The organism is Escherichia sp. WS3063 (genome assembly GCF_046486595.1).
In the GTDB taxonomy this organism is placed as follows: domain Bacteria; phylum Pseudomonadota; class Gammaproteobacteria; order Enterobacterales; family Enterobacteriaceae; genus Escherichia; species Escherichia coli.
Map to the genome: position 1 here is coordinate 150234 of NZ_JBJQKY010000006.1, position 12301 is coordinate 162534.

The following is a 12301-nucleotide window of genomic DNA, read 5'->3' on the forward strand; positions in this document are numbered from 1 at the left end:
TTCTTATTAAATGTGTTTACGCGTTTTTCAGAACTTCGCTAACAATCTCAACCGCTTCTTTCTCGATCTGCTTGCGATGTTCTTCACCGAGGAAGCTTTCGCAGTAGATCTTATATGCGTCTTCCGTGCCTGACGGACGCGCGGCGAACCAGCCGTTGTCAGTCATCACTTTCAGACCGCCAATAGAAGCACCGTTGCCAGGCGCAGCGGTCAGGCGCGCGGTGATCGGGTCACCTGCCAGGGTGCTGGCGCTCACCATTTCCGGAGACAGCTTAGACAGCGCCGCTTTTTGTGCGGAAGTCGCAGCTGCCTGCAAACGGTTGTAGCTCGGCGCACCAAAGCGTTTTGCCAGTTCGTTGTAGTGTTCCTGCGGGTTCTTACCGGTGACAGCGGTGATTTCCGCCGCCAGCAGACACATAATGATGCCGTCTTTGTCGGTGGACCACGGCGTGCCGTCGAAACGCAGGAAGGAAGCCCCTGCGCTCTCTTCGCCGCCAAAGCCGAAGCTGCCGTCGAACAGGCCATCAACAAACCATTTGAAGCCTACCGGCACTTCCACCAGCCTGCGGCCCAAATCATTGACCACACGGTCGATCATCGCAGAAGAAACCAGCGTTTTACCAACGGCAACATCTTTGCCCCACTGCGGACGATGCTGGAACAGGTAATTGATCGCCACCGCCAGGTAGTGGTTCGGATTCATCAAACCTGCCGGAGTGACGATACCGTGACGGTCATAATCCGGGTCGTTAGCAAACGCCAGATCGAACTTATCACGCAGTGCCAGCAGACCCGCCATCGCACACTCGGAGGAGCAGTCCATACGGATCGCGCCGTCTTTATCGAGGTGCATAAAGCGGAAGGTTTGATCGACCTGATCGTTAACGATGGTCAGGTTAAGGTTGTAATACTCGCCAATACGCTTCCAGTATTCGATACCGGAACCGCCCAGCGGATCAACGCCCAGCGTCAGGCCCGCTTTCTGAATCGCCGCCATATCAACGATATCGGCCAGACCTTCCACAAACGGCTGCACCAGATCCTGCTCTTTCACATGACCGGATGCCATCGCTTCGTCGAGGGAGATACGCTTCACGCCTTTCAGGCCATCGGCCAGCAGTGCGTTGGCACGATCTTCCACCACTTTAGTGACGTTGGTATCAGCCGGGCCACCATTTGGCGGATTGTACTTGATACCACCATCTTCCGGCGGGTTATGGGACGGTGTAATCACGATACCGTCTGCCAGTGGGCCACCTTTTTTATTGTGAACCAGGATGGCATTGGAAACGGCAGGCGTCGGAGTGAAGCCATTGTTTTCCTGCACAATAACATCAACGCCGTTCGCTGCCAGCACTTCCAGAACGGAAATGAACGCAGGTTCGGACAGGGCGTGAGTATCTTTACCCACATAGCAAGGGCCAGTGATGCCGTTTTTCGCACGTTCTTCAGCAATTGCCTGAGCGATCGCCAGAATATGCGGCTCGTTAAAGCTGTGGCGCGCTGCACTGCCACGGTGACCGGAAGTACCGAATTTCACCGCGTGCTCCGCATTCCCTGCTTCTGGTTTCAGTACATAATATTGCGCCGTCAGTTGGGCGACGTTAATCAAATCACTCTGTTGTGCAGGTTGGCCTGCACGGTTGTGGATAGCCATTGCTTTGTCCTTTGTCTGCAACGTTTTAGATAGTTCCGCAAACCTTCTCAATCAATTCCGCCGGGAATTGCATCGACTGCATGATGTGTTCGATCATGCTGCATTTACGGCCGGTGTTGGTGTTGGTGATCACCCAATACGGCGTACCAGGCACATGTTTCGGCTTGGTCTGATTACCATTTTTCAGCAGCGTTTGTTCATCTGCCGCAAAGTACACGCGTGTACGACCGTGCAACGATTCCGTTGCTTCGGCAAACGCCTGGGCGTCAAGAGAATATAGTGTAGACAACAGCAGCATAAAGCGATTGACCGCTCGCTTTTGCTCTGCGTATTCATCCGAAAGCAGAAGTTCACGCATTGCGCGAACCTTGTCTTTAATCGTTTTGACCGGCTTCGCTTCGACGATAGCAGGTGACGCAACGCGAACCTCTTTCGTCACCGGAGCAGCAGGCTGTGATGCGGCGGAAAATTTCAACATACGCCGTAAAATGTCGGATGCGCTCTCGCCGATATGCTTAGTGTGGCTGGCAATATAGCTGTAGAGTTCATCATCAACTTCAATCGTTTTCATCTTAATCCAGTGCAGTGTCTTAGCTGAATACAAGTCGCCAGGAGTATATGAATAAATCCCGGCAGCGGATAGCGTCAAGCCTGGCTTGCAGAAAAACTCGGAATAAACCTTATTTGTTGCAGCCCTGTGGCACAATGGTCAACATAATACCCTAACCCGACAACGCGAAAAAAAGAACTTTGCCATGAAATTGAATATCCGCGCGCAAACTGCACAAAACCAGCACAATAATTCTCCCATCGTTCTTGTCCATGGTCTGTTTGGCAGCCTCGACAACCTTGGCGTACTGGCTCGCGATCTGGTAAACGATCACAATATCATCCAGGTTGATATGCGTAACCACGGTCTTTCACCGAGAGATCCGGTAATGAATTACCCGGCGATGGCGCAGGATCTTGTTGATACCCTGGATGCACAGCAGATCGACAAAGCAACATTTATCGGTCACTCAATGGGCGGTAAAGCGGTAATGGCTCTTACTGCACTAGCCCCCGATCGCATTGACAAGCTGGTGGCGATTGATATTGCGCCGGTCGACTATCACGTACGCCGTCATGATGAGATTTTCGCGGCCATCAACGCAGTCAGTGAATCAGACGCACAAACACGCCAGCAAGCAGCGGCAATAATGCGCCAGCATCTTAATGAAGAAGGGGTGATTCAGTTTCTGTTGAAATCTTTTGTTGACGGGGAGTGGCGCTTTAACGTGCCAGTATTGTGGGATCAGTATCCGCATATTGTGGGTTGGGAGAAAATCCCGGCATGGGATCATCCTACCCTGTTTATCCCTGGCGGCAATTCTCCGTATGTTAGCGAGCAGTACCGTGATGATTTACTGGCACAATTTCCACAGGCTCGGGCGCATGTGATTGCAGGCGCGGGTCACTGGGTCCATGCTGAAAAACCGGATGCGGTATTACGCGCTATCCGTCGCTATCTCAATGATTAACGCAACTGATTAAAAACCCAGCGTCCGCGTCGCTTTCCGCGCGTGGACGTTGGCGTGACTCCTCACGCTGATGTATTATGGCGCGCTATCCATCCGGGCAGAGGCCTGGCTGATTGTTTCCCCCGAAGTCACCAAGATCATGGCCAAAGAACAAACGGACCGTACGACATTAGATCTGTTCGCGCACGAGCGTCGACCGGGACGACCGAAAACTAATCCGCTTTCGCGCGATGAACAGCTGCGTATTAATAAACGTAACCAACTAAAACGCGACAAAGTACGTGGCCTTAAGCGTGTCGAACTGAAGCTGAACGCGGAAGCTGTCGAGGCACTGAACGAGCTGGCGGAGTCGCGCAATATGAGCCGTAGCGAACTGATCGAAGAGATGTTAATGCAGCAACTGGCGGCGCTGCGTAGTCAGGGCATCGTTTAAATTTCCACTTTCATGTAGCACAGTGTGCAGTCCTGCTCGTTTGCTGATTCCGCAAGACTGCCTGTTCTGCTATGATTGCCTTTATCCGTGGGCAATTTTCCACCCCCATTTCAATAAGTTTCAAGAGGTTATTTCACTCATGGCTATCACTGGCATCTTTTTCGGCAGCGACACCGGTAATACCGAAAATATCGCAAAAATGATTCAAAAACAGCTTGGTAAAGACGTTGCCGATGTCCATGACATTGCAAAAAGCAGCAAAGAAGATCTGGAAGCTTATGACATTCTGCTGCTGGGCATCCCAACCTGGTATTACGGCGAAGCGCAGTGTGACTGGGATGACTTCTTCCCGACTCTCGAAGAGATTGATTTTAATGGTAAACTGGTTGCGCTGTTTGGTTGTGGCGACCAGGAAGATTACGCAGAATACTTCTGCGATGCATTGGGCACCATCCGCGACATCATTGAACCGCGCGGCGCAACTATCGTTGGTCACTGGCCAACTGCGGGCTACCACTTCGAAGCGTCAAAAGGTCTGGCTGATGATGACCACTTTGTCGGTCTGGCTATCGACGAAGATCGTCAGCCGGAACTGACCGCTGAACGTGTAGAAAAATGGGTTAAACAAATTTCTGAAGAGCTGCATCTCGACGAAATTCTCAATGCCTGATGTGATGCGGCGTAGACTCATGTCTACGCCGTATTAATAGATAATGCCAATCAAAATAATTGCTACAAATTTGTAACTTTTGCTGTTGTACCTGTACAATGTCCCGGTGTTCAAGTGGCCTTGCCGTTGTAAATGTAAGCTGTGCCACGTTTTTATTAACAATATTTGCCAGGGACTTGTGGTTTTCATTTAGGCGTGGCAATTCTATAATGATACGCATTATCTCAAGAGCAAATTCTGTCACTTCTTCTAATGAAGTGAACCGCTTAGTAACAGGACAGATTCCGCATGACTGATAACAATACCGCCCTAAAGAAAGCTGGCCTGAAAGTAACGCTTCCTCGTTTAAAAATCCTGGAAGTTCTTCAGGAGCCGGACAACCATCACGTCAGTGCGGAAGATTTATACAAACGTCTGATCGATATGGGTGAAGAAATTGGTCTGGCTACGGTATATCGCGTACTGAACCAGTTTGACGACGCTGGTATCGTCACCCGCCACAATTTTGAAGGCGGTAAATCCGTATTTGAACTGACACAGCAACATCACCACGATCACCTGATCTGCCTCGACTGCGGCAAGGTAATCGAATTTAGTGATGATTCCATCGAAGCGCGTCAGCGTGAAATTGCCGCAAAACATGGCATTCGCCTGACTAACCACAGTCTCTATCTTTACGGTCACTGTGCCGAAGGCGATTGCCGCGAAGATGAGCACGCGCACGAAGGCAAATAAGCCAGCCTGAACGAGAAAAGCCAACCTGCGGGTTGGCTTTTTTATGCAAGGGAAATAAGAAAAGCGAGAGTTACAGCTCTCACTTATTTGTTATTACTGCGAATTTCCTGCCAGACCTTATCACAATCGGCTTTCACCGCCTGATCATTTCCGGTTTGCGTTGCGCGCAGACACTGCTGATAATCCAGTACGCGGACACTTTCCTGGTCGGCAAACTGCTGATGTTGTTTCTCTTTCTTCAGCACGTTTAACACGCTCTGGCAGGCTTCAATTTTTTCTGGCGAACCTTGTGCGGTGTTGATACAGGCGCTGTATGCCTCTTTCAGACGACTGTCTTCCTGTGGCGCGGTTGATTGCACACAAGCTACCAGCCCCGATGCCATTATGGCGATGAGAATCAGTTTTTTCATAGCAAATTCCTCAAACGTGCGGCAGGCACAAAACCTGCCGCGTCGGGCATCAGAAGATGGTGAATGGTGCGATTACCATAAATTTCACGTCACGCTCATCCTGGAAGATGTTGCCGTAACCACCGCCCCAGCTTGGGATGTCGGAGTGGTTGTCGTATTCGGTGAAGTGCAGTTTGAACATCGTGCCTTTGGCGCGACCGTCCTGAATGGTGTACACCGCATCCAGGCTGTAGGCAGACTCTTCAATAGTCCGGTTTTTATCGTAGTACGCATCCGGATTGCTCTGCCAGGTCGCAGGTTTAGCATCCCATGCGTAAACGTAGGAAGCGCCGATGGCGAAGCCTGGAAGATTCCAGTTTTTCAGGTCATACATCGCACCGAAGAAGATCGCTTTTTCGCCGTTGGCGTTGAAGTCGGAACGGTTATCCCACCAGATATCCAGGCGACCGTTCGAGGAAGCGTAGGTTGGAGTCATACGTTGCAGGAAGTATCCCTGCTGACCGTCAGCCTTAACCCAGGTACCTTCGAGGCGCAAATCCACTACGTCAGCCGCCCGGTAACCAAAGGTCAACGCCTGCAGCCAGGCGGTGCCGTCATAAAGATCGTTGACGCTGCGATCGTCAACTTTATCGCGCGTACCATAGAACTGGTAGCTGGTGGTTAACGGGCTACCGGCGATATCAAATTTGTAGCTGGCTTTGGCAAAATATTGATCGATATACCCTTCGGCCTGACCAAACGCCGCTTCCAGTACGAAGTTATTTTTGAAGTCGTACTTCGCCCCAAGGGAGTGTAGATAATCAACTTTGGTGGTTTTATCGTTCTGATAAAACTCATCCATTTCCAGATGCCACGGTGCTTTGTATTCGTTGGTCCACATGTAGGAGAAACTCAACGCACCAGCATCGCCATAATCAAAATTCGCCCCGGCTTCCGCCCCCTGATAAGTACCCGGCATAAAGCTCCAGTGCGGCGCTAACAGCGTTTGACCAGTTGGCTGAATGTAACCTGCCCTCGCCCAAACCGGACCGTATTTAAATTTAGCCGCCGCTTTATACAGACTTATACCGCTTTTATCGCCGGACCAGTCTTCGTCATAGGCTTTATTACTTTTTGAAAACGCGATTTCGTTCGGGTGAGAGCTGTCGCCGTTTTCTGCCATTTCAATCGCTGTAAACGCGGCAATATCCAGACCGAACATATCAGCGGCATAGCCAGACTGAAAATCGAGATTAGCGTTCCAGGTGGAGTGAGAAAGGTTGGTTTTATATTTGTCGCCGTCGGTAACATCTTTACGGTCGCGTTCACGCTGCCAGTAATAGATACCGCCGGTTAAGGTTGAATCGTCGATGAATCCTTCGGCGCGAGCCTCCGGAATTGCCATAAAGCCCGACATAGCTGTAACACCGGCGATAGCCAGCGCCAGCGTACTACGTTTGCCACTAAACGCACGCATGGGTTAATCCTCTTTGACGTATAAATTGCTGCACCAAAGGTGAACAGCGAAAAAAATAAAAATTAAAAAGTAGCGTTGAGAAAAGTCTCGCTGACTACAGGAACAGACTATTTTTCGCGACGCGAATTATCAATCTCTTTCTGTAATCAGAATGTAAGAACATGAGCAACCGCACATATTTTGATGATTTTTGTTACAAGGCTTAAGTTGTAGTTGAAAGGTGTGTTGAAGAAAAAATGCGTGAATTTCCAGCAAGATGAAAGCGGTTACATTTTATTTAATTATGATTTGTAATTTTAAATTTGTTTTATGAATAAATTACGAAGCGGAATTAATTCGCGAAGAAAAGCAGAAAAAAACGCCGCAGAGCGCGGCGTTTGGGATTGTTTGCATATTTCTTTCCGGATGCGGCGTAAACGCTCTATCCGACAACGTAAACTTACTCGCCTACTTTCGCCCAGGTATCACGCAGCCCAACGGTGCGGTTAAATACCGGTTTTTCCGCCGTAGAATGGCGGCTGTCGAGGCAGAAATAACCTTCACGCTCAAACTGGAATGCTTTACCCGCAACCGCATCTTTCAGCGACGGTTCAGCAAAGCCCTGTTTGATCACCAGCGATTCCGGGTTAATCACCGACAGGAAATCATCCGCAGCACCAGGGTTCGGCACGCTGAACAGACGGTCATACAAACGGATTTCAACCGGCAGCGCATGTGCCGCGCTCACCCAGTGAATAACACCTTTGACTTTACGACCATCTGCCGGATCTTTGCTTAAGGTGTCGGCGTCATAAGTACAGAAGATGGTGGTGATATTGCCTTCGGCATCTTTCTCGACGCGTTCTGCCTTAATGACGTAAGCATTACGCAGACGCACTTCTTTACCCAGCACCAGACGCTTGTACTGCTTGTTAGCTTCTTCGCGGAAATCGGCGCGATCGATCCAAATCTCACCGCTAAACGGCACCTGACGGCTCCCCATTTCCGGTTTGTTCGGATGGTTCGGCATGGTAACCATTTCGCCTTCGCCCTGATAGTTTTCGATAACCAGTTTCACCGGATCGATAACCGCCATTGCGCGCGGGGCGTTTTCGTTGAGATCTTCACGGATGCAGGATTCCAGCGACGCCATTTCAATGGTGTTGTCCTGCTTGGTCACGCCGATGCGTTTGCAGAACTCACGAATAGAAGCCGCAGTGTAACCACGACGACGCAGACCGGAAATGGTCGGCATACGCGGGTCATCCCAGCCTTCAACGTGCTTGTCTGTCACCAGCAGGTTCAGCTTACGCTTGGACATCACAGTGTATTCCAGATTCAGGCGCGAGAATTCGTACTGGCGCGGGTGAACAGGAATGGTGATGTTGTCCAGCACCCAGTCGTACAGGCGACGGTTGTCCTGGAACTCAAGCGTACACAGAGAGTGCGTAATACCTTCCAGCGCATCGCTGATGCAGTGGGTGAAGTCGTACATCGGGTAGATGCACCACTTGTTGCCAGTCTGGTGGTGTTCAGCAAACTTAATGCGGTACAGCACCGGATCGCGCATCACGATAAACGGCGAAGCCATGTCGATTTTCGCACGCAGGCAGGCTTTACCTTCTTCAAAACCGCCGGTACGCATTTTCTCGAACAGCGCCAGGTTCTCTTCAACGCTGCGATCGCGGTACGGGCTGTTTTTACCCGGCTGCGTCAAGGTGCCGCGGTATTCGCGGATCTGTTCCGGCGTCAGTTCATCAACGTACGCCAGGCCTTTATTGATCAGTTCGATCGCATAGGCGTGGAGCTGATCAAAATAATCGGAGGAGTAACGGACGTTACCAGACCAGTGAAAACCTAACCACTCAACGTCGTTTTTGATCGACTCAACATACTCGATATCTTCTTTTACCGGGTTAGTGTCGTCGAAACGCAGGTTGCACTGGCCTTTATAGTCCTGGGCGATCCCGAAGTTCAGGCAGATAGATTTCGCATGGCCAATATGCAGATAGCCATTCGGCTCCGGCGGGAAACGGGTGTGTACTGTGGTGTGCTTACCACTGGCCAGATCTTCATCGATGATCTGACGAATAAAGTTAGTCGGGCGGGCTTCTGCCTCACTCATCGTGGATTCCTCAAAGCGTAAACAACGTATAACGGCGTATGATCTTATAAGCGGGACAGGCTGACAACTGTTAGTTAGTGAAAATCGAAAATCTCACTGAGATTATGGGGATGATTGATGAAAAAAAAAGCGGCAGAGAAGATCTCCACCGCTTGTCATTGTTGGATGCGACGCTCAAGCGTCGCATCAGGCATAAAGAAGATTACTTTTTGATTTCATACAGCGGCGTTTGACCCGCCACGACATGGCCCTGAGCTTTAATGATCAAGCCGCTGAAATCGTCGATATTGCTGCAAACCACCGGGCTAATCATCGAGCGGGCGTTTTCGTTCAGATAATCCAGATCCATTTCCAGAATCGGTTGCCCTGCGCTTACTTTCGCGCCCTCTTCCACCAGACGTTTAAAGCCTTTACCTTCCAGCGCTACGGTGTCGATACCCATATGGACGACAATCTCCGCGCCTTTTTCAGTTTCCAGGCAGAATGCATGGTTGGTGTTGAAGATTTTCACGATAGTCCCTGCGGCTGGTGATACGACGATTTTATCTGTCGGTTTCACCGCCACACCGTCACCCACCGCTTTGCTGGCGAATGCTTCGTCAGGAACCTGATCCAGTGCCACAACATCACCGGTAACCGGCGATACCAGCTCCGCGATAGATACTGCGTTTGGTACAGCCTGCGGTTTTGCTACAGGCGCGGCAGTTGCAGGCGCAGTTTCAGCTGTCGCAGCGGCTACCGGACCACGGGCAACAACTTTCTTCATTGCATCGCCAATGGATTCCGCTTTCGCGCCAACAATCACCTGAATAGTCTGTTTGTTCAGTTTCACTACCCCAGAAGCCCCCAGACGTTTACACATCGCATCGTTGACGCGAGCTGAGTCAACCACGGTCAGGCGCAGACGAGTAATACAGGCGTCAATGGCTTTCAGGTTGTCAGTACCGCCAACCGCAGCAATATAGTTGGTTGCCAGTTGATTGAGACCTTCTTCAGTATTGCTGTTAGCCTCTTCAGTAACGATCTCGTCTTCTTTATCTTCACGACCTGGCGTTTTCAGGTTGAACATGCGGATAACCAAACTGAACACCACGAAGTAGATAGCGAAGAAGACAACCCCCATCACCAGCAGCATCCAGACGTTCTGGCTGGCGGCCGGCAGGTTATACATCAACGCGTAGTCGATAGCCCCCGCAGAGAAAGAGAAGCCGGCATGGATACCCAGCAACGTTGCCACAAACAGGCTGATACCGGTCAGCAGTGCGTGCAGGAGGTACAGCAGCGGTGCAAGGAACATGAACAGGAATTCCAGCGGCTCAGTCACACCGGTCAGGAACGCAGTAACAGCAACAGAAAGCAGCATCCCGCCAACCATCGGACGACGCTCTTTCGGTGCTGCAAAGTACATCGCCAGCGCCGCACCCGGCAGACCGAACATCATGATCGGGAAGAAGCCGGACATGAACATCCCCGCGGTGCCGTCACCGGCATAGAAGCGGTTGATATCACCGTGGAAAACTGTACCCGCCGCGTTGGTGAATTCACCAATCTGGAACCAGGCGATGGTGTTCAGCACCTGATGCAGACCGGTTGGGATCAGCAGACGGTTGATGAAACCAAAGATACCGGAACCCAGCGCGCCCGCAGAAACGATCCACTCGCCGCCTGCATGGATAGCGTGCTGTACCGGCGGCCAGACGTAACCAAAAATGGCCGCCAGCACCAGGCAGAAGAAGCCGGTGGCAATCGGCACAAAGCGTTTGCCGCCGAAGAAACTCAGGAAGTCCGGCAGTTTAATATCGGACCAACGGTTATAGGCTGCGCCACCAACCAGACCAGTAATGATACCCGCCAGTACACCCATGTTAATTTCTGGGTTGATGGTAACCATCGCTTTGGTTAACACAAAGTAACCTACCGCACCCGCCAGTGCCGCCGCACCTGCGCTGTCTTTCGACCAGCTGGATGCCACGCCGATGGCGAAGATTAATGCGAGGTTATCAAAAATCGCACCGCCCGCCTGGGCAATAAACGCAACGTTAAGTAAATCTGGCTGACCGAATCGCAGCAACAGCGCCGCCACCGGCAGCACCGCGATAGGGAGCTGTAACGCCCTACCGAGTCGCTGGAAAAAACCTAAAATATTCATCTTATTCCCCCTACGAGAACCCTATTTGGCTCGTTTAAAGCCGTATTTTTATTTTGCTGCAAATTGTACTGCCGATGTTCTGTAATCAGATTGTTAGATCATCTGCTACAGAGTGTGTGAAAATTTAATTCGTATCGCAAATTAAACGCGTGTCTTTTGTGAGTTTTGTCACCAAATATCGTTATCATCACTCCCTTTTACTGGCTAAACCAGAAAACTTATTTTATCATTCAAAAAATCAGGTCGGATTGACGCCTGTCTGCGCAAATCCAGGTTACGCTTAAAGATGCCTAATCCGCCAACGGCTTACTTTTTACTTACTTGAGGTGAATAATGAGACTGATCCCCCTGACTACCGCTGAACAGGTCGGCAAATGGGCTGCTCGCCATATCGTCAATCGTATCAATGCGTTCAAACCGACTGCCGATCGTCCGTTTGTTCTGGGCCTGCCGACTGGCGGCACGCCGATGACCACCTATAAAGCGTTAGTCGAAATGCATAAAGCAGGCCAGGTCAGCTTTAAGCACGTTGTCACCTTCAACATGGACGAATATGTCGGTCTGCCGAAAGAGCATCCGGAAAGCTACTACAGCTTTATGCACCGTAATTTCTTCGATCACGTTGATATTCCAGCAGAAAACATCAACCTTCTCAACGGCAACGCCCCGGATATCGACGCCGAGTGCCGCCAGTATGAAGAAAAAATCCGTTCTTACGGAAAAATTCATCTGTTTATGGGCGGTGTAGGTAACGACGGTCATATTGCATTTAACGAACCGGCGTCTTCTCTGGCTTCTCGTACTCGTATCAAAACCCTGACTCATGACACTCGCGTCGCGAACTCTCGTTTCTTTGATAACGATGTTAAACAGGTGCCAAAATATGCCCTGACTGTCGGTGTTGGTACATTGTTGGATGCCGAAGAAGTGATGATTCTGGTGCTGGGTAGTCAGAAAGCACTGGCACTGCAGGCCGCCGTTGAAGGTTGCGTGAACCACATGTGGACCATCAGCTGTCTGCAACTGCATCCAAAAGCGATCATGGTGTGTGATGAACCTTCCACCATGGAGCTGAAAGTTAAGACTTTAAGATATTTCAATGAATTAGAAGCAGAAAATATCAAAGGTCTGTAATTGTTATCCCTGCCCTGGCTCCTTGCTCAGGGC

12 protein-coding genes are annotated in these 12301 nt (G+C 50.6%); 6 read left to right on the plus strand and 6 right to left on the minus strand.

The annotated features are described in order from the left end of the window. Positions 1-16: 16 nt before the first annotated feature. Both pgm and seqA read right to left on the minus strand, forming a co-directional pair. A complete protein-coding gene (gene pgm / locus ACJHYW_RS08275; RefSeq protein WP_001361276.1) occupies positions 17-1657 on the minus strand; it encodes a phosphoglucomutase (alpha-D-glucose-1,6-bisphosphate-dependent) in 1641 nt (546 codons plus the stop codon). A 25-nt stretch (positions 1658-1682) separates the two neighbouring features. After that, a complete protein-coding gene (gene seqA / locus ACJHYW_RS08280; protein WP_000848387.1) occupies positions 1683-2228 on the minus strand; it encodes a replication initiation negative regulator SeqA in 546 nt (181 codons plus the stop codon). Positions 2229-2412: 184 nt separating this feature from the next. On the opposite strand from seqA, the gene ybfF reads away from it, so the two are divergent. The 5 genes from ybfF (at position 2413) to fur (ending at position 5015) form a co-directional block, all read left to right on the plus strand. After that, complete coding sequence (gene ybfF / locus ACJHYW_RS08285; RefSeq protein ID WP_000773282.1) at positions 2413-3177, plus strand: esterase; 765 nt, start codon at positions 2413-2415, stop codon at positions 3175-3177. A 139-nt stretch (positions 3178-3316) separates the two neighbouring features. Next, positions 3317-3610, plus strand: coding sequence for a LexA regulated protein (ybfE, locus tag ACJHYW_RS08290; RefSeq protein ID WP_001300829.1), 294 nt, complete (start codon positions 3317-3319; stop codon positions 3608-3610). A gap of 139 nt (positions 3611-3749) precedes the next feature. Next, positions 3750-4280: a flavodoxin FldA gene (gene fldA, locus ACJHYW_RS08295; RefSeq protein WP_001018618.1), complete on the plus strand. Its 531-nt coding sequence runs from the start codon at positions 3750-3752 to the stop codon at positions 4278-4280. A gap of 209 nt (positions 4281-4489) precedes the next feature. Next, entirely contained in the window at positions 4490-4576 is an 87-nt protein-coding gene (uof, locus tag ACJHYW_RS08300) for a fur leader peptide (protein ID WP_001406816.1), read from the plus strand. Then, positions 4569-5015: a ferric iron uptake transcriptional regulator gene (fur, locus tag ACJHYW_RS08305; protein ID WP_000131702.1), complete on the plus strand. Its 447-nt coding sequence runs from the start codon at positions 4569-4571 to the stop codon at positions 5013-5015. Before uof ends, fur begins: the two co-directional genes overlap by 8 nt. A gap of 83 nt (positions 5016-5098) precedes the next feature. Here the strand turns inward: fur and chiQ are convergent, their stop codons facing one another. The 4 genes from chiQ to nagE form a co-directional block, all read right to left on the minus strand. After that, a complete protein-coding gene (chiQ, locus tag ACJHYW_RS08310; RefSeq protein ID WP_000733582.1) occupies positions 5099-5425 on the minus strand; it encodes a ChiQ/YbfN family lipoprotein in 327 nt (108 codons plus the stop codon). Positions 5426-5474: 49 nt separating this feature from the next. Then, positions 5475-6881 (minus strand): chitoporin ChiP, encoded by a 1407-nt coding sequence (gene chiP / locus ACJHYW_RS08315; protein ID WP_001201177.1) that lies wholly within the window; start codon positions 6879-6881, stop codon positions 5475-5477. 439 nt (positions 6882-7320) lie between these two features. Next, positions 7321-8985 carry a glutamine--tRNA ligase gene (gene glnS, locus ACJHYW_RS08320; RefSeq protein ID WP_001287164.1) on the minus strand — a complete coding sequence of 555 codons (1665 nt, stop codon included), beginning with the start codon at positions 8983-8985 and terminating at the stop codon, positions 7321-7323. A 202-nt stretch (positions 8986-9187) separates the two neighbouring features. Next, the gene (gene nagE / locus ACJHYW_RS08325; protein WP_061092805.1) at positions 9188-11134 is read right to left on the minus strand and encodes a PTS N-acetyl glucosamine transporter subunit IIABC; all 1947 of its coding nucleotides are present in this window, start codon (positions 11132-11134) and stop codon (positions 9188-9190) included. A gap of 333 nt (positions 11135-11467) precedes the next feature. On the opposite strand from nagE, the gene nagB reads away from it, so the two are divergent. Next, positions 11468-12268: a glucosamine-6-phosphate deaminase gene (gene nagB / locus ACJHYW_RS08330; protein WP_001237067.1), complete on the plus strand. Its 801-nt coding sequence runs from the start codon at positions 11468-11470 to the stop codon at positions 12266-12268. Positions 12269-12301 lie beyond the last annotated feature (33 nt).

Excerpts from the sequence above, each read along its gene's own strand:
- chiQ (WP_000733582.1), bottom strand. The coding sequence starts at position 5,425 with ATGAAAAAACTGATTCTCATCGCCATAATGGCATCGGGGCTGGTAGCT.
- pgm (WP_001361276.1), bottom strand. The coding sequence starts at position 1,657 with ATGGCTATCCACAACCGTGCAGGCCAACCTGCACAACAGAGTGATTTG.
- uof (WP_001406816.1), top strand. The coding sequence starts at position 4,490 with ATGATACGCATTATCTCAAGAGCAAATTCTGTCACTTCTTCTAATGAA.
- ybfE (WP_001300829.1), top strand. The coding sequence starts at position 3,317 with ATGGCCAAAGAACAAACGGACCGTACGACATTAGATCTGTTCGCGCAC.
- ybfF (WP_000773282.1), top strand. The coding sequence starts at position 2,413 with ATGAAATTGAATATCCGCGCGCAAACTGCACAAAACCAGCACAATAAT.
- nagB (WP_001237067.1), top strand. The coding sequence starts at position 11,468 with ATGAGACTGATCCCCCTGACTACCGCTGAACAGGTCGGCAAATGGGCT.
- nagE (WP_061092805.1), bottom strand. The coding sequence starts at position 11,134 with ATGAATATTTTAGGTTTTTTCCAGCGACTCGGTAGGGCGTTACAGCTC.
- glnS (WP_001287164.1), bottom strand. The coding sequence starts at position 8,985 with ATGAGTGAGGCAGAAGCCCGCCCGACTAACTTTATTCGTCAGATCATC.
- chiP (WP_001201177.1), bottom strand. The coding sequence starts at position 6,881 with ATGCGTGCGTTTAGTGGCAAACGTAGTACGCTGGCGCTGGCTATCGCC.
- seqA (WP_000848387.1), bottom strand. The coding sequence starts at position 2,228 with ATGAAAACGATTGAAGTTGATGATGAACTCTACAGCTATATTGCCAGC.
- fldA (WP_001018618.1), top strand. The coding sequence starts at position 3,750 with ATGGCTATCACTGGCATCTTTTTCGGCAGCGACACCGGTAATACCGAA.
- fur (WP_000131702.1), top strand. The coding sequence starts at position 4,569 with ATGACTGATAACAATACCGCCCTAAAGAAAGCTGGCCTGAAAGTAACG.